We start from the raw sequence: 18,676 nt of genomic DNA on the forward strand, positions 1-18,676 counted from the left end.
GGATGGTTATGCAAGCTGTAATGAACCCGAAGTATCCGGGGCTCAGTGTAAGGGTCGCCGACGAAGGCTTTGATGCCTACGTGTGGGGCAATGATTTCAGCTTTGAGGTCAGCGCCTACGGTGAGCCGCAGATCGGCAAGCGGGTCGATCAATGGCCCGTGGAACGCATCTTGCCGTACCGCAAGTGCTATGGCATCGACCCCGAAGAGTTCGCCAGCTTCCGCGATGCGCCCGACAGCGCAATCTTCATGGCCTACCTCGACGATCGCGCGGTCGGGCACATTGTGGTCAGCACCAACTGGAACGGGTTTGCCCATGTCGACGAGCTGGCGGTGGCTTTGCCCGCGCGGCGCCATGGGGTGGCCAAGGCGCTGCTGGATGTGGCGCAGTTCTGGAGCCGAAAAAAGAATCTGCCGGGCATGATGCTGGAAACCCAGAACAACAATCTGGGCGCCTGTCGTTTGTACGAGCGTTGCGGCTATGTGATGGGCGGGGTCGACCACCTGCGCTATCGCGGCATCGACCCGCAAACCCGCGAAGTGGCGATATTCTGGTATCGGCTGTTCAAGGTGTAGGAGCGAGCTTGCTCGCGAAAAACGTCAACGATAACGCGTGCATCCAATCTAAACGCGACGCCTATAAGTTTTTCGCGAGCGAGCTCGCTCCTACAGGGTCTTTGTCTCACCTGAAAGAAGGCCCTCGGCCTTTTGCGTCACGATCTCCAGCAACGCATTCAGCGCCGGCGAGGCCGCGCCCTCCTTGAGGGTCAGCGCGTACAGGCTGACCATGATCGGCGGCGACACAGGGCACGCATCCAGCCCCGCCTCCCGTGCGCCAAAGGCGGTGAAGGGGTCAACCACCGCCAGGCCTTCTCCCGCTTCGACCATGCTGCGCATCATCTGATAAGTCTGTACACGCGTCTGCACCACCGGCAGCGGGCGCAAGGCTTGCAGCTTGGCGTCCAGCAGGCGGCTGAGAGGGTCCTGGCCATCCAGTCCGATCATCGACTGCCCGGCGAGGTCCTGCAGCGCGATGTATTTTTGCTTGGGCTTCAGCCAGCCGTGGGGTGCCAGCAGTTGCAATTTGCCTTGGGCCAGCACGGCGCTATGGATCTGAGGGTGTTCCGGGTCATGCAGGCTCAAACCCACATCGGCTTCGTGCAGCAGCAAACTCCTGACGATCTCTCGGGTCGGTTGGCTCGACAGGTTGCAAGGTGTGTCCTGAAAGCGTCGGCGCAACGCTGCAATGCTTTGCGGCAGCAGTTGATTGGCCAGCGGCGGCGTGCAGAGCGCGCGCAGGGCGGGGGCATGATGGTGTTTCAAGCGGCTGGCCAGTCGTTGCACCGGCTCCAGCGCTTCATAGACGTGGGCGATTTCGGCTTGCAGTTCCAGGGTTTCCCGGGTGGCCTGCAAGCGTCCACGCACACTGGCGAACAGCATAAAACCCAGCTGCTCCTCGGCGTCCTTGAGCGCCGCTTCCACATCGCCCACGGGAAGTTGCAACCATTCGGCGGCCAAGCCTGGGTGTCCGGTCTGCAAGATGGCCTGAATCACTTCGATATGACGTAAACGCATCGCCGGAGTCTATGTGCAGCGGGCCGGGTATTCAATAGAATGGCTGCGCTGATCATCAACGACCACGCCGGCTACCGGCATTAACAACAAAAACAGGTCTGGTCTCATATGCCTTTACCCTCGATTTTCCTCGGGGTAACGGCCAAGCAACTGCTGGTCCTGGTGACCGTCGGCTGCGTGGCTGCTTATCTCCTCGACACTCAAAACGAAACCGCGCCGGAAAACCTGGCACTTGAAGCCTTTATCCGCTCCCAGGAACAGGTAGTGGAGCAGGTGGGCTCGGTGCTGGGTATGGAGTTGGTCAGGCAGGTGGTCGCGCATCCCGGCTACAACTCCGCAGGCTACCAGCGTTCGCTGTATGCCGTTGACGGCGAGAGGGGGCGGCTGATGGTGACGCTGAAGAAGGTGCAGGGAGAGCAGGGCATCGAGGTCACGGAGATCCGTCGTCCGTGATCACCCCAGCCCAGTCAATGCCGTCAATGGCCAGGACTGAGCAGGTGGATAAGGCGAGATCTTATGAAGCGAGGGTGGTTTGCGATTCGCGCACAAGAATGGTGCCCGATTGGATCAACTTGAATTCGTCGCCTTCCAGTTTCTCTACACGGTCGCCAATGGCCAGCTTGTAGGTGGTGGTAGGTGCCGAGCCAGCCAGGTCGCCTTGCGCCGGGTTGGATTCCTGGAACTCATGCACCGAATACACGCGTCCTTCTGCGTCTCTGGCATGAAACTGTCCGACTAATACTGCTGCCATCTGTTTAGAACCTCTGGAGATAAACACTCGATTTGCGGTTCTGTAGACCGTCATGGAGCGGGGTAGTTTACTTACGGAATAAAAATACTATTCGCTGATATTTTCAGATGCTTCCTACGTGTCGCAGTGCCAGGCAAACGCCCGCAGGAATATCAAAACCTTCTGGTGAACACGCCGCGAAGACTCTATAACTACAAGCTCCTTTAGTCAGACGTCGGGAAACCCCAATGAGCAAGGTCTACACCGTCGCCGTCGTGGTCGGCAGCTTGAGAAAAGACTCGATCAACCGCAAAGTCGCGCTGGCCCTGGCCGAACTGGCCCCGGCCAACCTGAAGTTGAACATTGTGGAAATTGGCGATTTGCCGCTCTACAACGAAGACATTGACGGTGCGACACCGCCGGCAGCCTACAGTACTTTCCGCAAACAGGTGAGTTCATCCGACGCGGTGTTGTTCGTGACCCCGGAATACAACCGCTCCGTGCCCGCCCCGTTGAAGAACGCCATCGACGTCGGTTCGCGGCCTTACGGCCAGAGCGCCTGGAGCGGTAAGCCGGGTGCGATCATCAGTGTATCGCCGGGTGCGATTGGTGGGTTTGGCGCCAACCATCATCTGCGCCAGTCCCTGGTGTTCCTTGATGTGCCCTGCATGCAACAGCCGGAGGCCTATCTGGGTGGCGCGGGCAGTGTGTTTGACGAGACGGGCAAGGTCTCGGAAAAGACCAAGCCGTTCCTGCAGGCGTTTATCGATGCTTATGGCAAGTGGGTCGAAAAACAAAAGGCCTGATGCGTTCTCCCTTGTAGGAGCCGGCTTGCCGGTGATAGCGCTGACATGATCACCGCAAGGCATAAGGGCCAATCGCCGGCAAGCCGGCTCCTACAGATTCAAGCCAGGCGGTCTGCCAACTGCAGCGCCAGTGCCGTACTGTTCAGGCGCGCCGCCTGATCGACCTCCGGCCCCAGGATGGTCTTCTCCACATACAACGAATGCACATCTGTCACCCCGATAAAATCTAGCCAGGCATCCATGTAGGGCTTCTGGAAATCCATCGCCTGAGTATCCGGCGTGGAGAAATCCATGCCCCGCGCATACACGTTCACCGCCGTCTTGTTGCGCAGCAGCCCGCGCAACCCGTGCTCCGGGCTGAATTCGAACAACACGTCCTTCTGCGACACTACGTCGATAAAGTGCTTGAGCTTGTAGGGCACGGCGAAATTCCACAGCGGAACCGAGAAAATCAGCACGTCAGCCTGATGCAGTTGGGCCGCCAGCTTTTTCAGCGTTTCCCAGGCGAGGGCTTGTTCGTCGCTCAATGGCGTGCCGCTAAGCCCGGCGTATTTGGCGTCCATGATCGGGCCGTCGAATTCGGGGAGGTCCAGTGCCCAGAGGTCGAGGGTATGCACCTGGGTATCCGGCGCGTTCTGCTGATACCGCGCGATAAACTGGCGGGCGATTTCCAAAGAGGCGGAGCGCTGTTTGCGCGGTGAGCATTCGATGTGCAGGAGGGTGGTCATGGCGGGTCTCGAAGAAAGATGACCCGAGCATTGCAACATAGCGCCAAGTGAAATATAAATCGTGTTTTACAGCCTGATTAATCTGTTATCAGAATATGTTCGATATCGTCCTGCTAAAAACCTTTGTCGCCGTCGTCGACGAAGAGGGCTTCAGCCGCGCCGCTGCCCGTTTGCACCTCACGCAATCGGCGGTCAGCGGGCATCTGCGGCGTCTGGAGGAACAGGTGGGCAAGCCCTTGCTTACCCGCACCACGCGCTCCCAGCAACTGACGCCGGACGGCGAACGCCTGATGGCTTACGCGCGGGGCATCCTGGCGTTGAATCGCAATGCCTGGGCCGAGCTGACGCGCTCGGCATTTGAAGGGAACCTGCGCGTTGGTGTTTCGGAAGAGTTCGCGGATGCGCGTCTGTTGCGCGAGTTGCAGGAGGTTGCCGCGCAGTATCCAGGCCTGCAAATCACTGTGCAGGTGGGTATTCCCGGTTCATTGCTGGCGCTGATGAAGCTGGGCGAATTGGATGTGGTGGTGGGTTCATTGTGCGAGTCCAGCGAGCCTGGCCTGGCGCTGTGGCAGGAGCCGCTGGTTTGGGCCTGGTCTGCGCAACCGCTGACGACATTGCCGACGCCCTTGCCCTTGGCGCTGTTTCCCGAGCCTTGCCCTTATCGCGAAGCGGCGCTTTCACGCCTGGCCCAGGCGGGTATCGCCCAGCGTACCGCCATGCTCTGCGCCAGCTACGCGGCGTTGCATGCTGCCGCGCTGGCCGGCTTTGCCATCGCGCCGATTGCGCGCAGCCAGCTGGTGCCCGGCTTGACGATACTCGGTACCGAGCACGGGTTACCCGAATTGCCCGATGCCGAGTTCCGCCTGTTCAGCGCGCCGGATGCGGACCCGCGCATGGTCGAGGTGATCACCGAAGTGGTGGTCCGCTACGGTGCTTCCCTGCGCTAGCGCAACCAGTTGGTGCGCGCCAGCTCGATCACCTCATCGCCACGGCCACTCATCACCGCCTTGAGCATATACAGGCTGAACCCCTTGGCCTGTTCCAGCTTGATGGTCGGCGGCATCACCAGCTCCTGGGTCGCGGTAACCACGTCCACCAGCACTGGGCCGTCATGGGCGAGGGCGCGGCGCAGGGCTGGCTCCAGATCTTTCGATTGCTCCACGCGGATACCCAGAATGCCCATGGCATTGGACATGGCGGCAAAGTCCGGATTTTTCAGCTCGGTCCCGGCATCCAGATAGCCCGCCGCCTTCATTTCCATGGCGACAAACCCCAGTGATGAGTTATCGAACACAATGACTTTCACCGGCAGATTCAACTGCGCCAACGAGATGAAATCCCCCATCAGCATGGCGAAACCACCGTCACCCGACATCGAGATCACCTGCCGATCCGGAAAGGCTGCCTGGGCACCAATGGCTTGGGGCATGGCATTGGCCATCGAGCCGTGGTTGAACGAACCGATCAGCCGGCGCTTGCCGTTCATCTTCAAATAGCGTGCAGCCCACACGGTGGGCGAGCCGACATCGGCGGTGAAGATCGCATCGTCATCCGCCAATTCACTGAGCAAACGTGCGACGTATTGCGGGTGAATCGGCCGATTGGCTTTCGAGGGTTGAGCGAGGTCGTCCAGCCCTTGGCGGGCTTTCTCGTAGTGCTTCAGGGAGGTTTCGAGAAAGCTGCGATCGGTCTTGCGCGTCAGGCGCGGCAGCAGGGCGCCGATGGTTTCACTGACATCCGCGGCAATACCCAGGTCCAGTGTGGCCCGGCGGCCGAGGGCCTGCGGATTGCGGTCGACCTGAATGATCTTGGCGTCAGTGGGGTAGAACTGACGATAGGGGAAGTCGGTGCCGAGCATGATCAAGGTGTCGCAGTCGAGCATGGAATGGTAGCCAGAGCTGAAGCCGATCAGACCGGTCATGCCTACGTCGAACGGGTTGTCCCATTCCACATGCTCTTTACCGCGCAGTGCATGCACCACGGGAGCGCCGAGGGCGTCGGCCAGGGCCACCACTTGATCATGGGCGCCGGCACAGCCGCTGCCGCACAGCAGGGTGGTTTTCTGGCTGCTTTCCAGGATATCGGTGAGGCGTTGCAGGTCCTGTTCCGCCGGCAGCGTGCGTGGCGCATGCAAGGCTGGCCAAGGCTTTAACTTGTCTTCCACTTCCAGCAGCGACACATCGCCCGGAATCACCACCACCGCGACGCCGCGATTGAGGATCGCCGAACGCATGGCACGGTGCAGCACATGGGGCATCTGCTCGGGGTTAGTCACCAGTTCGATAAAGTGGCTGCACTCCTTGAACAGTTCCTGGGGATGGGTTTCCTGGAAGTAGTTAAGGCCGATCTCCGACGACGGGATCTGCGCGGCAATCGCCAGCACCGGCACATGGTTGCGATGGCAGTCGAACAGGCCATTGATCAAGTGCAGGTTGCCCGGCCCGCAACTGCCGGCGCATACAGTCAGTTCTCCGGTGGCCGCCGCTTCGGCGCCGGCGGCGAACGCAGCCACTTCCTCGTGACGCACATGCATCCACTCGATACTGTCCATGGTGCGCAGGGCGTCGGTAAGGCCGTTGAGGCTGTCGCCGGTCAGGCCCCAGATGCGCTTGATGCCCGCCTGTTCAAGGGTGGTCGCCAATTGCTGGGCCAGGTTGATTTTCGCCATGAAGAACTCCAATCGTCAGTGAGGTTAAAAACTGCTGATCAATAGGGGACAGTTCGATCACGGCGGATGTTCATCCTTTAATGTGAAGATTGCGTCATGGCCGCCCGGTATTGCCGGGTGCGCCGCGCCAGAAACCACTGGTCACGCACCAACGCCATGCACGGCGCAACATTGGCTTTGGGCAAATGGCCGCGGCTGAGGCGGCGCATCTGGTAGCGCACCACCGCGAGGATGGCGAGGGAGGCCAGGGGTTTGCGCTTCCAGTCGATGGGCTTGAGTTGCGGGTTGGGGTCGCGGCCTTCGCGCCAGTGTTGGATCAGTTGCGGCTCCAGGGTCAGGGCCGTGGCGATCCCGGCCATGGCGACGCCGCTGTCCAGCACCTGTTGCACGATGGGCAGGCGGCGAATGCCGCCGGTGACCATCACCGGCATCTTGGCGAGGGTCGCCAGTTGGCTGGCGAACTCCAGGAAGTACGCCTCCCGCGCCAGGGTGCGGCCGTCACGCGCTTCGCCTTGCATGGCCGGTGCTTCGTAACTGCCGCCGGATAATTCCAGCAGGTCGATGGGCAGCGGGTTGAGCATTTCGACCACGGCGCGTGCATCGGCTTCAGCAAAACCGCCCCGTTGGAAGTCGGCGGAGTTGAGTTTGACGGCGACACAAAACGACGGACTGACGTTGGCGCGCACTGCACGGATCACTTCCAGCAACAGCCGCGCGCGGTTCTCCAGGGAGCCGCCCCAGCGGTCGGTGCGCTGATTGCTCAGTGGCGACAGGAACTGGCTGAGCAAGTAGCCATGGGCGCCGTGGATCTGCACGCCGGTAAACCCGGCTTGCTCGGCCAGGCGTGCGCTGGTGGCGAAGCGCTGGATCACGTCCTGGATGTCGTCCTCGGTCATGGCCTTGGGCGTGGCAAACATCTTCGAGAAACCGCCCAGGTCGAGCGCCACGGCGGACGGTGCAATGGCTTGCTGGCCCAGGTTGGCCGGCGTCTGGCGACCTGGGTGGCTGAGCTGAACCCAGAAGTGCACGCCGTTGCCACGGGCGACGTCGGCCCACTCGCGAAAGCTCGCCAGGTGCTGCTCGTCTTCGAGGGCCACGCCGCCAGGACCGGTCATGGCGCGGCGGTCGACCATCACGTTGCCGGTGATCAACAAGCCAGGCTCGCCCTGCGCCCAAGCCTTGTACAGCTGCTTCAGTTCAGGGGACGGCGCCTGATTGCCATCGGCCATGTTTTCTTCCATCGCGGCCTTGGCGATGCGGTTCGAGAGGACTTGGCCATTGGGCAGTTGCAGGGCTTCAAAGGGTGACATGGGTTGACTCCTGAGCGGGGGAGGCCTCAGGCTAAGCTTAAAGTTAACTTTAATGTCAAGCAGGGGCGGTGATGAATATTGGTGAGCTGGCAAAGCAGAGTGGGCTGGCAGCGTCACGCATCCGTTTTTATGAGGCCGAGGGGCTGATCAGCCAGGTGGGGCGCCAGGCCAATGGTTATCGGCGTTATGCACCAGAGGCCCTGCAAACCCTGCAACTGATCCAGAGCGCGCAACAGGCAGGCTTTACCTTGCAGGAGCTCAAGGCACTGATGCCGGCGCCGGGTGAGCACAAGCGCGAAGAGTTGATCGAGGCGCTGGAGCGCAAGGTCGCGCAGATCGAAGAGATGCAGGCGCAGTTGGCCCACAGTAAGGCGCAGTTGTTGGGGGTAATCGAGGCGGTACGGGCGCAGCCGGAAGGTGTGCCGTGCAGCGTAGGGCAAAAGCAGGTATTAGGAATGATCAGCGAGAACCTGTAGGAGCGAGCTTGCTCGCGAAAACCTCACAGACAACACGCTCATCCAGGACTCACGCGTTATCGTTGACGATCTTCGCGGGCAAGCCCGCTCCTACAGTTTATTGGCGACGACGGAACAACGGCAGCGGTTCATCCGTGGCGGCCTGGTACGTCACCGAGAAGTCCTTGAGGCTTTCCAGCGCTTCGTACGGGTCTTTGTCGGCGCGCAGGGCGAAGGCATCGAACCCGCAGCGGCGCAGGTAGAACAGTTGGTCGCGCAGCACATCGCCAATCGCGCGCAGCTCACCTTTATAACCATAACGGTCACGCAGCAGGCGCGCGTTGGAGTAGTTGCGGCCGTCGGTGAATGCCGGGAAGTTCAGGGCGATAACCTGGAAGTGTTCCACGTCGTCGCCGATTTCTTCGGCTTCTTCTTCAGCATCCAGCCACACACCCAGGCCGCCGTCACGGGCCTTGAGGGCGTGCGCATGTTCGCGCCACAAGGCCAACGGCACGATCAGGTCGTCGCAGTTGGAGATACCGTCGAAGCTCGCGTCCTTGGGCAGCAGGTGCCAGGTTTCGTCGAGGACTTCGTTGTTCTTAATGATTCGCTGCATAGACGCGCTCCTTGAACAGGTCGATGCCAATGCGCTGGTAGGTGTCGATGAAACGCTCATCTTCGGTGCGCTGTTCGATGTATACGTCGATCAGCTTGCCGATCACCTCAGGCATGGCTTCCTGGGCGAAGGATGGGCCGAGGATCTTGCCCAGGCTCGCATCGCGGCTGGCGCTGCCACCCAGGGACACTTGGTAGAATTCTTCGCCTTTCTTGTCCACGCCCAGGATGCCGATGTGGCCGACGTGGTGGTGACCACAGGCGTTCATGCAGCCGGAGATGTTCAAGTCCAGCTCGCCGATGTCGAACAGGTAATCCAGGTCGTCGAAACGGCGCTGGATCGATTCGGCGATCGGGATCGACTTGGCGTTGGCCAGGGAGCAGAAGTCGCCGCCCGGGCAGCAGATGATGTCGGTCAGCAGGCCGATGTTCGGCGTGGCGAAACCGCCTTCGCGCAGCTCGCCCCACAGGGTGAACAGTTGGCTCTGTTCGACGTCCGCGAGGATGATGTTCTGCTCGTGGGAGGTGCGCAGTTGACCGAAGCTGTAGCGCTCGGCCAGGTCGGCGACGGCGTCCAGCTGCTTGTCGGTGATATCGCCTGGGGCAACACCGGTCGGTTTCAGCGACAGGGTCACGGCGACATAACCCGGCTTCTTGTGCGCCAGGGTGTTGCGGCCACGCCAGCGGGCGAAACCTGGGTGCTGCTGGTCGAGCGCTGCGAACTCGGCGTCCTGATTGCTCAGGGCCTTGTACTCAGGGTCGACGAAGTGCTTGGCCACGCGGTGCACTTCGGCTTCGGTCAGGGTGGTCTGGCCGCCGCGCAGGTGTTCCATCTCGGCATCGACCTTCTGGGCAAACACTTCAGGGGTCAGCGCTTTGACCAGGATCTTGATCCGGGCCTTGTACTTGTTGTCACGACGGCCATAGCGGTTGTAGACCCGCAAAATGGCGTCGAGGTAGCTCAGCAGGTCCTGCCATGGCAGGAACTCATTGATGAAGGCGCCGACCACCGGGGTACGGCCCAGGCCGCCACCGACCAATACGCGAAAGCCCAGCTCGCCGGCTGCGTTGTGCACCGGCTCCAGGCCGATGTCGTGCACTTCGATGGCCGCACGGTCCGAGGTCGAGCCATTGATGGCGATCTTGAACTTGCGTGGCAGGTAGGCGAATTCGGGGTGGAAGGTGGTCCATTGACGGACGATTTCGCACCAGGGGCGTGGGTCGATCAGCTCGTCAGCGGCCACGCCGGCGAATTGGTCGGTGGTCACGTTGCGCAGGCAGTTACCGCTGGTCTGAATGGCGTGCATCTGCACGGTGGCCAATTCAGCCAGGATGTCCGGCACATCTTCCAGTGCCGGCCAGTTGAACTGGACGTTCTGGCGGGTACTGATGTGGGCATAGCCTTTGTCGAAGTCGCGGGCAATCTTGGCCATCATGCGCGTCTGGCGCGACGTCAGTTGGCCGTAGGGCACGGCCACCCGCAACATCGGCGCAAAGCGCTGAACATAAAGGCCATTTTGCAGGCGCAGAGGGCGGAACTCTTCTTCGCTCAGTTCACCTGCCAGATAGCGTCGGGTCTGATCACGGAACTGCTTGACGCGGTCCTCGATGATGCGCTGATCGTATTCGTCGTATACGTACATATAGGTCCTGTTCTCGGCAAATCTGCGCGCACGGCCGCGCACTCCCAACGGAGCCGGCGCACGATACCAGTTTGCGTTTATGCGCAAAAGTGATGTTTGAGTATATGCAAATAACCAAAATGACTAATGAGACTGGTTCTCGTGATAACCACATTTGTCATGCGGACAATCATCGACTTTAATGAGGTCGAGTCTTAATGCAATCACCTATAAAACCGACAAGAGGCGATGCGATGAGCAATCCGACAAAAGCCCGTAAACCTGACAGTACCGTTGATGCCTGGGCCATCTTGTTCCTGATCATTCTGGTAGTGGGAACGGCCGTGTTCTGGGTAAGCCACCAGTAAACAGCCTCGATTGACTGTCGTAATGCCACTATCATGACGGTCAAACTTCAAGGCTTGAACATCCATGTCGAAGGTGCTGATTGCGTGTGTGTGGTTGCTGGGATCGGCGTACGGGGCCATGGCCCATGCCACGTCGTTGGTGTTTCTCAACCCTGGCATGTCGACGGAAACCTTCTGGGTCAGCTACGCGCAATTCATGCAGGCCGGTGCCAAGGACCTCGGCCTGCATTTGCGTGTGCGTTATTCCGAGCGCGATGCAAATAACACGCTGAATCAGGCGCGCGAAGCACTGCAAGGCAGCGAGCGTCCGGATTACCTGGTGCTGGTGAACGAGCAGTACGTTGCCCCGCAGATCCTGCGCATGGCCCAGGGCAGCGGGGTGAAACTGCTGATCGTGAATAACGCGCTGACCGCCGATCAGGTGCAATTGCTCGGCAACAGTGCAGGCTGGATCGCCAGCATGGTCGCTGACGATGAACAGGCCGGCTACCTGATGCTCACCGATCTACTCCGCCAGCACGGTCCCGTCGCAGCCGGAGAGACCATCGACCTGCTGGCATTCTCTGGCACCAAAACTACCCCGGCCGCACAGTTGCGCGAACAGGGCCTGCACCGGGCCCTGGCCGAGCACCCTGAGGTGCGCCTGCGCCAGTTGGTCTATGGCGAATGGAGCCGTCAGCGCGCGTTAGAGCAAGCCACTTTGTTGTTCAAACGCTATCCGCAAACCGCGCTGGTGTGGTCGGCCAACGACGAGATGGCGCTGGGTGCCATGCAGGCGTTGCAGGGCAGCGGACGCGTGCCGGGCAAGGAGGTGTTGTTCAGCGCGGTGAATAGTTCACCGCAGATCTTGCAGGCGCGGCTGGAGGGCCGATTGACGACGCTGGTTGCCGGGCATTTCACCCTGGGCGGGTGGGCGATGGTGTTGATCAATGATGATGCCAAGGGCGTGGATATCAGCGCCCATGGTGGGCGTGACCGCCAGGAAGCGCTGTTCCAACTGATAGACGCCCCGCAGGCACAACGCTTGCTAGGGCCCACGGCGCCCGTTGATTTTCGCGCACTGTCTGCCGTGGGCAAGCCGGCGACCTACCGTTACCCGTTCAGCCTGCAACTGCTGCTGCGCTAGACACCGGCCACCAGCAGCACCAGCTTGACGATGCCGAATAGCGTCAAGGCAAACACCGCCGTGAACAGAATGCCCAACACCACAAAGTGGCTGGGTTTGCCGTGGGTGAAGTCGCGGGCGCGGTTCTTGCCGCTCTGCACGCCAAACGCGGCGGCCATGACGCTGTGGAGCATTTGCCAGAAGGTAGGGGGCTTATTGTTGACTGGATCGTCCATACATCCCTCGCAAGAAGGTGCCTGGAGAACAGCATAGCCCAAACACAACCTGTAGGAGCCGGCTTGCCGGCGATAGCAACGTGTCAGTCAATAGCGTCATCAACTGACAGACCGCAATCGCCGGCAAGCCGGCTCCTACAGGTTGGTGTGCGCCTTATTAGGTGTCGTAACCCAGGTTCGGCGCCAACCAACGCTCGGTTACGCTCAGGTCCTGGCCTTTGCGCGCGGTGTAGCTCGCCACCTGGTCCTTGTCGACCTTGCCCACGGCGAAATACTGCGCCTGCGGGTGGGCGAAGTACCAGCCGCTGACCGCCGCCGCCGGGAACATCGCGTAGTGCTCGGTAAGGAACACGCCACTGCGACCCGCTTTCATCTCGCGTGCCTCGGGGTCGAGCAGTTGGAACAACGTGCCTTTCTCGGTGTGATCCGGGCAGGCCGGGTAGCCGGGGGCAGGGCGGATGCCGCTGTACTGTTCCTTGATCAGCGCTTCGTTGTCCAGTTGCTCGTCCTTGGCGTAACCCCAGTAGTCTTTACGCACTTGCTGGTGCAGCCATTCGGCGCAGGCTTCGGCCAGGCGGTCGGCCAGGGCCTTGACCATGATCGAGTTGTAGTCGTCGCCCGCGTCCTGGTACGCCTTGGCCACTTCTTCGGCGCCGATGCCGGCGGTGGTGATGAAGCCGCCGATGTAATCGGTCACGCCGCTGTCCTTGGGCGCCACGAAGTCGGCCAGGGAGAAGTTCGGCTTGCCGTCGGTCTTGATGATCTGCTGGCGCAGGTGGTGCAGTCTGGCGATCGGCTGGCCGTCGTCGCCGTAGACTTCCAGGTCATCGTCCTGCACCTGGTTGGTCGGCCAGAACCCGAACACGGCCCGTGCGCTGATGAGTTTTTCGTCGATCAGCTTCTTGAGCATTTCCTGGGCGTCTGCGTACAGCGAAGTCGCTGCTTCACCGACGACTTCATCAGTCAGAATGCGTGGGAATTTGCCCGCCAGGTCCCAGGAAATAAAGAACGGCGTCCAGTCGATGTACTCGGCCAGTACGTTGAGGTCGATATTGTCCAGCACCTTGGCGCCGGTAAAGGTCGGCACTACCGGCGTGTAGGTGCTCCAGTCGAACTGTGGCTTCTTGGCGATGGCGGCCGGGTAGCTCAGGCGTTCGGTGCGGGCGCTGCGGTTTGCGGTGCGCTCGCGCACTTCCACGTATTCCTCGCGGGTACGCTCCACGAAGCCGGCTTTCAGCTCCTTGGACAGCAACTGAGTCGCCACGCCGACTGCACGCGAGGCGTCGGTGACATACACCACCGCATCGTTGCTGTACTTGGGCTCGATCTTCACCGCCGTGTGCGCCTTGGAGGTGGTGGCGCCACCGATCATCAGCGGCAGGTGGAAGTCCTGGCGCTGCATCTCGCGAGCCACGTGGACCATCTCATCCAGGGACGGCGTGATCAGGCCGGACAGTCCGATGATGTCGCACTTCTGCTCCTTGGCCACCTGCAGGATCTTCTCCGCCGGCACCATCACGCCCAGGTCGACGATGTCATAGCCGTTGCAACCGAGTACCACGCCGACGATGTTCTTGCCGATGTCGTGCACGTCGCCCTTCACGGTGGCCATCAGGATCTTGCCCTTGGCTTCCGGCTTGTCGCCTTTTTCCAGCTCGATGAACGGGATCAAGTGCGCCACGGCCTGCTTCATGACGCGGGCGGATTTCACTACCTGGGGCAGGAACATTTTGCCCGCGCCGAACAGGTCGCCGACGATGTTCATGCCGGACATCAGCGGGCCTTCGATCACTTCGATCGGGCGTGCAAACGACAGCCGCGATTCTTCGGTATCTTCAACAATATGCGTGGTGATGCCCTTGACCAGCGCGTGTTCCAGGCGCTTGTTCACCGGCCAGCCACGCCACTCCTCGGTCTCGGCTTCCTTGACGCTGCCGTCGCCCTTGTACTTGTCAGCGATGGCGAGGAGGGCGTCGGTGCCGTCCGGCGTGCGGTTGAGTACCACGTCTTCAACGGCGTCACGCAACTCGGCCGGGATCTGGTCGTAGATCTCCAACTGGCCGGCGTTGACGATGCCCATGGTCAGGCCGTTGCGGATCGCATACAGCAGGAACACCGAGTGGATCGCCTCACGCACCGGGTTGTTGCCACGGAACGAGAACGACACGTTGGACACGCCGCCGGAGGTCAGCGCGTACGGCAGTTCGTCACGAATGTAGGCACAGGCGTTGATGAAGTCGACAGCGTAGTTGTTGTGCTCTTCGATACCGGTGGCGACCGCGAAGATGTTCGGGTCGAAGATGATGTCTTCCGGCGGGAAGCCCACTTCATTGACCAGGATGTCGTAGGAGCGTTTGCAGATCTCTTTCTTGCGCGCTTCGGTGTCGGCCTGGCCGGCTTCGTCGAAGGCCATCACCACCACGGCGGCGCCATAGCGCTTGCACAGCTTGGCGTGGTGGATGAACTGCTCGACGCCTTCCTTCATGCTGATGGAGTTGACGATTCCCTTGCCCTGGATGCATTTGAGGCCGGCCTCGATCACGTCCCACTTGGAGGAGTCGATCATGATCGGCACGCGGGAGATGTCCGGCTCGCCGGCAATCAGATTGAGGAAGGTCACCATGGCCCTCTTCGAATCGAGCATGCCCTCGTCCATGTTGATGTCGATCACCTGGGCGCCGGCTTCCACCTGCTGCAGGGCGACTTCCAGGGCTTCGGTGTAGTTGTCCTCGCGGATCAGGCGGGCGAACTTAGCGGAACCGGTGATGTTGGTCCGCTCGCCGACGTTGACGAACAACGAGCTGCGATCGATGGTGAACGGCTCAAGGCCCGACAGACGGCAAGCCTTCGGGATGTCCGGAATCTGGCGTGGTGCGTAACCGGCGACGGCCGTGGCGATGGCCTCGATGTGGCCCGGCGTGGTGCCGCAGCAGCCGCCGACAATGTTGAGGAAGCCGCTCTGGGCGAATTCTTCGATGACCTTGGCGGTTTCCGAGGGCAGTTCATCGTACTCGCCGAACTCGTTGGGCAGGCCGGCGTTCGGGTGCGCGGAAACGTGGGTATTGGCCTTGTTCGACAACTCTTCCAGGTACGGACGCAGCTCGCTGGCACCCAGGGCGCAGTTCAGGCCCACGGAAATCGGCTTGGCGTGGGCCACGGAGTTCCAGAATGCTTCGGTGGTCTGGCCCGACAGGGTGCGGCCGGAGGCGTCGGTGATGGTGCCGGAGATCATGATCGGCAGTTCGATGCTCAGTTCCTCAAACACACCTTGCACGGCAAAGATCGCGGCCTTGGCGTTGAGGGTATCGAAGATGGTCTCGATCAGGATCAGGTCGGCACCGCCTTCGATCAGGCCTTTGGTGGCCTCGGTGTAGTTTTCCACCAGTTCATCGAAGGTCACGTTGCGGTAGCCGGGGTTGTTCACGTCGGGCGACAGCGAGCAGGTGCGGCTGGTCGGGCCGAGCACGCCGGCGACGAAACGCGGCTTGGCCGGGTTTTCGGCGGTCTTGGCGTCGGCGATCTTGCGCGCCAGGCGTGCGCCTTCTACGTTTAGCTCATAGGCCAGTTCTTCCATGCCGTAGTCGGCCATGGAAATACGCGTGGCGTTGAAGGTGTTGGTTTCGAGGATGTCGGCGCCAGCATCCAGGTAGGCCTTCTCGATACCGCCGATCACGTCCGGGCGGGTGATCACCAGCAGGTCGTTGTTACCCTTGACGTCGCTGGGCCAGTCGGCGAAGCGTTTGCCACGGTAGTCGTTTTCCTCAAGCTTGTAGCTCTGGATCATCGTGCCCATACCACCGTCGAGGATCAGGATACGTTCCTTGAGGGCTTGATGAAGGGCTTGCAGACGAACGCTACGATCGGACATGGGACTACTCTGGTCAGGCATTTCGGAGGGCGTGAATCATAACAAACCTGTGCCGATTTAGAGCATTCGCAGTTTTTGCATGAATATCGTTCATGTTGTTATAGGGTGTGGCCCGGTAGAATCATCGGCAAATTTTCAGCGTACGCTTCGGATCGGAACCGGATACATGTCACTTCGTCTTATTGTCAGCGCCGCGCTGTTGCTGATTGCCAGCACCTCTCAGGCACAAAGTCCTGCCCCCGCGATTTCCTATACCCGCGATATCCAACCGATCTTCACCGAGAAATGCGTGGCCTGCCACGCCTGCTACGATTCTGCCTGCCAACTGAACCTGGGCAGTGGCGAAGGCGCTGCCCGAGGCGCCAGCAAAGTGCCGGTCTACGATGGTGAGCGCAGCCAGGCGACGCCGACCACACGGCTGTTCTATGACGCCTTCGGCAAGCAGGCCTGGCAGCAGAAAGGCTTCTATTCGGTGCTGGACGCCCAAGGCAGCCAGGCCGCCTTGATGGCGCGCATGCTGGAGTTGGGCCATAACGCACCACTGCAACCCAACGCCAAGCTGCCCGAAGACATCGTACTGGGCCTGAACCGCGAGAACATGTGCGCCATGCCCGGCGAGTTCAATGCCTACGCGGGTGCCCATCCCAAGGAAGGCATGCCGCTGGCGGTCACAGGGCTGACGGACCAGCAGTACCAGACCTTGCAACGCTGGCTCGCGTCTGGCGCACCTATAGATGAACAAGGCTTGGCGCCGAGTGCCAAGGAAGCCCTGCAGGTGCAGCAGTGGGAAAACCTGTTCAACCAGCCCGGAGCGCGGGAAAGCTTGGTAGCGCGCTGGTTGTTCGAGCATTTGTTCCTCGCGCATATCTATTTTGAAAACGGCGAGCCGGGGCATTTCTTCCAGTGGGTGCGCTCGCGTACGCCCAGCGGCCAGCCGATCGACCTGATCGCCACCCGTCGTCCCAACGATGACCCAGGCACCCGTGTGTATTACCGCCTGTGGCCGGTGCAGGGCGTGATCGTGCATAAAACCCACATCACGTACCCGTTCAGTGCCGAGAAGATGGCACGCATTAAAGAGTTGTTCTACGCCGGCAATTGGCAGGTTGACGCCTTGCCTGGCTACGGACCGGGCCGTCGTGCCAATCCCTTCGAAACCTTCGAGGCGATTCCAGCCAAGGCGCGTTACCAGTTCATGCTGGACAACGCCGAGTACTTCGTACGCACCTTTATTCGTGGGCCCGTGTGCCGTGGGCAGATCGCCACGGACGTGATCCGCGACAATTTCTGGACCCTGTTCCAGGACCCGGACCATGACCTCTACATCACCGATGCCCGTTATCGCGGTCAGGCCACGCCGTTGCTGGCTATGCCGGGGCAGAACGATGACGTGGGCAGCGTGCTCAGCCTGTGGCTGGCTTACCGCGACAAGCGTAACGCATACGAGGCCCTGCGCCGCGACAGCTACGCCGACTTGCCGCCGCCAAGCTGGTCGAGCCTGTGGGCCGGTAATGACAATGCCTTGCTGAGCATTTTCCGCCACTTCGACAGCGCTTCGGTGAGCAAAGGCCTGATTGGCGAGGTCCCGCAGACGATGTGGTTGTTCGATTATCCATTGCTGGAGCGCACCTATTACCAACTGGCGGTGAATTTCGATGTGTTCGGCAATGTGTCGCACCAGGCGCAGACCCGGTTGTACTTCGACCTGATTCGTAATGGTGCCGAGCAGAACTTCCTGCGTTTGATGCCGGCCGATTCCCGCGATGACTTTATGGATGATTGGTATCAGAACAGCGGCAAACTCAAGCTGTGGCTGGACTATGAGGCGATTGATGACGATAAGCCTACGGGCCTGCACCTGAGTGAAAACGATCCGAAGCGCGACTTTGCCAACCAGTTGCTTGCGCGTTATGGCGATTTGAATGCGAGTCCGGATCCGATCAACCGTTGCATGGGCGCCTATTGTTCCCGTGATGGCGTGGACTCCGCCATTCAGGATGCGGAGCAGGCGCTGAGCCGTTTGACTTCACGCCCGGCCGCCGGGCTCAAGGTCATTGATCAACTGCCGGAAGCGACGATGCTGCGGGTTGAGACTGCCAGTGGTCAGCGGGTGGTTTACAGCATGTTGCGCAATCGTGCGCACAGTAATGTGGCGTTTCTGTTGGGTGAGGCTTATCGCTATCAGCCGGGCCTGGACACGGTGACCATCTATCCGGGTGTGCTGAGCAGCTATCCGAACTTTATGTTCAATATTCCGGCCCAGGAAGTGCCGGAGTTTGTGGCTGAAATGGAGCGAGCCAAGGATGCCAAGCGGTTTGAGAAGATTGTGGATCGTTGGGGGGTGCGGCGTAGTCATCCGCTGTTTTGGCAGTACTTCCATGATTTGTCGGCGTACATTCGTGAGACTACGCCGGTTGAGGAGGGGGTGTTGGATATGAATCGGTATGAGAATTTGTGAGGGGGTACGCGTACATATCCGTTATTTAGGTGACGGCTGCTTATGGTTCCGCCCTTACGGCGGGTCACTTTTGGAAGAGCGCCAAAAGTAACCAAAAACGCTTCGCCCCAACACTCGGCACCTCGCTTAGGCT

General features: G+C 60.6%; 16 protein-coding genes. 7 read left to right on the forward strand and 9 right to left on the reverse strand.

What is annotated here, in order from left to right:
- Nucleotides 1–8: 8 nt before the first annotated feature.
- Nucleotides 9–575 carry a GNAT family N-acetyltransferase gene (locus tag HX868_RS10565; protein ID WP_177002807.1) on the forward strand — a complete coding sequence of 189 codons (567 nt, stop codon included), beginning with the start codon at nucleotides 9–11 and terminating at the stop codon, nucleotides 573–575.
- Between the two features lie 90 nt (nucleotides 576–665).
- Here HX868_RS10565 and HX868_RS10570 read toward each other — a convergent pair whose 3' ends face one another.
- Nucleotides 666–1,574 (reverse strand): LysR substrate-binding domain-containing protein, encoded by a 909-nt coding sequence (locus HX868_RS10570; protein ID WP_177002808.1) that lies wholly within the window; start codon nucleotides 1,572–1,574, stop codon nucleotides 666–668.
- 108 nt (nucleotides 1,575–1,682) lie between these two features.
- Here HX868_RS10570 and HX868_RS10575 point away from each other — a divergent pair, with 108 nt between their 5' ends.
- Nucleotides 1,683–2,027 carry a hypothetical protein gene (locus tag HX868_RS10575; RefSeq protein WP_177002809.1) on the forward strand — a complete coding sequence of 115 codons (345 nt, stop codon included), beginning with the start codon at nucleotides 1,683–1,685 and terminating at the stop codon, nucleotides 2,025–2,027.
- A 61-nt stretch (nucleotides 2,028–2,088) separates the two neighbouring features.
- Here the strand turns inward: HX868_RS10575 and HX868_RS10580 are convergent, their stop codons facing one another.
- Nucleotides 2,089–2,325 (reverse strand): hypothetical protein, encoded by a 237-nt coding sequence (locus HX868_RS10580; protein ID WP_016979714.1) that lies wholly within the window; start codon nucleotides 2,323–2,325, stop codon nucleotides 2,089–2,091.
- A 227-nt stretch (nucleotides 2,326–2,552) separates the two neighbouring features.
- On the opposite strand from HX868_RS10580, the gene HX868_RS10585 reads away from it, so the two are divergent.
- Nucleotides 2,553–3,110: an NADPH-dependent FMN reductase gene (locus tag HX868_RS10585; protein ID WP_177002810.1), complete on the forward strand. Its 558-nt coding sequence runs from the start codon at nucleotides 2,553–2,555 to the stop codon at nucleotides 3,108–3,110.
- Between the two features lie 98 nt (nucleotides 3,111–3,208).
- Here HX868_RS10585 and HX868_RS10590 read toward each other — a convergent pair whose 3' ends face one another.
- Nucleotides 3,209–3,838: an FMN-dependent NADH-azoreductase gene (locus tag HX868_RS10590; RefSeq protein ID WP_177002811.1), complete on the reverse strand. Its 630-nt coding sequence runs from the start codon at nucleotides 3,836–3,838 to the stop codon at nucleotides 3,209–3,211.
- Between the two features lie 95 nt (nucleotides 3,839–3,933).
- On the opposite strand from HX868_RS10590, the gene HX868_RS10595 reads away from it, so the two are divergent.
- A complete protein-coding gene (locus HX868_RS10595; protein ID WP_177002812.1) occupies nucleotides 3,934–4,785 on the forward strand; it encodes a LysR family transcriptional regulator in 852 nt (283 codons plus the stop codon).
- On the opposite strand, the gene poxB is transcribed toward HX868_RS10595, so the two are convergent.
- Both poxB and HX868_RS10605 read right to left on the reverse strand, forming a co-directional pair.
- Nucleotides 4,782–6,506 carry a ubiquinone-dependent pyruvate dehydrogenase gene (gene poxB, locus HX868_RS10600; RefSeq protein ID WP_177002813.1) on the reverse strand — a complete coding sequence of 575 codons (1,725 nt, stop codon included), beginning with the start codon at nucleotides 6,504–6,506 and terminating at the stop codon, nucleotides 4,782–4,784. The genes HX868_RS10595 and poxB overlap by 4 nt on opposite strands.
- 77 nt (nucleotides 6,507–6,583) lie before the next feature.
- A complete protein-coding gene (locus HX868_RS10605; protein ID WP_177002814.1) occupies nucleotides 6,584–7,816 on the reverse strand; it encodes an NADH:flavin oxidoreductase/NADH oxidase family protein in 1,233 nt (410 codons plus the stop codon).
- A gap of 71 nt (nucleotides 7,817–7,887) precedes the next feature.
- On the opposite strand from HX868_RS10605, the gene HX868_RS10610 reads away from it, so the two are divergent.
- Nucleotides 7,888–8,292 (forward strand): MerR family transcriptional regulator, encoded by a 405-nt coding sequence (locus HX868_RS10610; RefSeq protein WP_016979708.1) that lies wholly within the window; start codon nucleotides 7,888–7,890, stop codon nucleotides 8,290–8,292.
- A 97-nt stretch (nucleotides 8,293–8,389) separates the two neighbouring features.
- Here the strand turns inward: HX868_RS10610 and HX868_RS10615 are convergent, their stop codons facing one another.
- A complete protein-coding gene (locus tag HX868_RS10615; protein WP_016979707.1) occupies nucleotides 8,390–8,887 on the reverse strand; it encodes a DUF934 domain-containing protein in 498 nt (165 codons plus the stop codon).
- Nucleotides 8,871–10,529 carry a nitrite/sulfite reductase gene (locus HX868_RS10620; RefSeq protein WP_177002815.1) on the reverse strand — a complete coding sequence of 553 codons (1,659 nt, stop codon included), beginning with the start codon at nucleotides 10,527–10,529 and terminating at the stop codon, nucleotides 8,871–8,873. The genes HX868_RS10615 and HX868_RS10620 overlap by 17 nt, the downstream gene beginning before the upstream one ends.
- A gap of 411 nt (nucleotides 10,530–10,940) precedes the next feature.
- On the opposite strand from HX868_RS10620, the gene HX868_RS10625 reads away from it, so the two are divergent.
- Nucleotides 10,941–12,002, forward strand: a complete 1,062-nt coding sequence (locus tag HX868_RS10625; protein WP_177002816.1) for an ABC transporter substrate-binding protein — start codon at nucleotides 10,941–10,943, stop codon at nucleotides 12,000–12,002.
- On the opposite strand, the gene HX868_RS10630 is transcribed toward HX868_RS10625, so the two are convergent.
- On the reverse strand, nucleotides 11,999–12,217 hold the full coding sequence (locus HX868_RS10630) for a DUF2970 domain-containing protein (RefSeq protein WP_095015895.1): 219 nt from the start codon (nucleotides 12,215–12,217) through the stop codon (nucleotides 11,999–12,001). The two genes, HX868_RS10625 and HX868_RS10630, sit on opposite strands and share 4 nt — an antisense overlap.
- A gap of 157 nt (nucleotides 12,218–12,374) precedes the next feature.
- Nucleotides 12,375–16,085, reverse strand: a complete 3,711-nt coding sequence (metH, locus tag HX868_RS10635) for a methionine synthase (RefSeq protein ID WP_177002817.1) — start codon at nucleotides 16,083–16,085, stop codon at nucleotides 12,375–12,377.
- Nucleotides 16,086–16,251: 166 nt separating this feature from the next.
- Here metH and HX868_RS10640 point away from each other — a divergent pair, with 166 nt between their 5' ends.
- A complete protein-coding gene (locus tag HX868_RS10640) occupies nucleotides 16,252–18,543 on the forward strand; it encodes a fatty acid cis/trans isomerase (RefSeq protein ID WP_177002818.1) in 2,292 nt (763 codons plus the stop codon).
- Nucleotides 18,544–18,676: the final 133 nt, after the last annotated feature.

The organism is Pseudomonas reactans (genome assembly GCF_013385825.1).
In the GTDB taxonomy this organism is placed as follows: Bacteria; Pseudomonadota; Gammaproteobacteria; order Pseudomonadales; family Pseudomonadaceae; genus Aquipseudomonas; species Aquipseudomonas reactans.

Bases quoted from the DNA above. Each gene is read 5' to 3' on its own strand.
- HX868_RS10575 (WP_177002809.1), top strand. From the start codon at position 1,683: ATGCCTTTACCCTCGATTTTCCTCGGGGTAACGGCCAAGCAACTGCTG.
- HX868_RS10590 (WP_177002811.1), bottom strand. From the start codon at position 3,838: ATGACCACCCTCCTGCACATCGAATGCTCACCGCGCAAACAGCGCTCC.
- HX868_RS10610 (WP_016979708.1), top strand. From the start codon at position 7,888: ATGAATATTGGTGAGCTGGCAAAGCAGAGTGGGCTGGCAGCGTCACGC.
- HX868_RS10620 (WP_177002815.1), bottom strand. From the start codon at position 10,529: ATGTACGTATACGACGAATACGATCAGCGCATCATCGAGGACCGCGTC.
- HX868_RS10585 (WP_177002810.1), top strand. From the start codon at position 2,553: ATGAGCAAGGTCTACACCGTCGCCGTCGTGGTCGGCAGCTTGAGAAAA.
- HX868_RS10595 (WP_177002812.1), top strand. From the start codon at position 3,934: ATGTTCGATATCGTCCTGCTAAAAACCTTTGTCGCCGTCGTCGACGAA.
- HX868_RS10565 (WP_177002807.1), top strand. From the start codon at position 9: ATGCAAGCTGTAATGAACCCGAAGTATCCGGGGCTCAGTGTAAGGGTC.
- HX868_RS10615 (WP_016979707.1), bottom strand. From the start codon at position 8,887: ATGCAGCGAATCATTAAGAACAACGAAGTCCTCGACGAAACCTGGCAC.
- HX868_RS10570 (WP_177002808.1), bottom strand. From the start codon at position 1,574: ATGCGTTTACGTCATATCGAAGTGATTCAGGCCATCTTGCAGACCGGA.
- metH (WP_177002817.1), bottom strand. From the start codon at position 16,085: ATGTCCGATCGTAGCGTTCGTCTGCAAGCCCTTCATCAAGCCCTCAAG.
- HX868_RS10640 (WP_177002818.1), top strand. From the start codon at position 16,252: ATGTCACTTCGTCTTATTGTCAGCGCCGCGCTGTTGCTGATTGCCAGC.
- HX868_RS10625 (WP_177002816.1), top strand. From the start codon at position 10,941: ATGTCGAAGGTGCTGATTGCGTGTGTGTGGTTGCTGGGATCGGCGTAC.
- HX868_RS10630 (WP_095015895.1), bottom strand. From the start codon at position 12,217: ATGGACGATCCAGTCAACAATAAGCCCCCTACCTTCTGGCAAATGCTC.
- HX868_RS10580 (WP_016979714.1), bottom strand. From the start codon at position 2,325: ATGGCAGCAGTATTAGTCGGACAGTTTCATGCCAGAGACGCAGAAGGA.
- HX868_RS10605 (WP_177002814.1), bottom strand. From the start codon at position 7,816: ATGTCACCCTTTGAAGCCCTGCAACTGCCCAATGGCCAAGTCCTCTCG.
- poxB (WP_177002813.1), bottom strand. From the start codon at position 6,506: ATGGCGAAAATCAACCTGGCCCAGCAATTGGCGACCACCCTTGAACAG.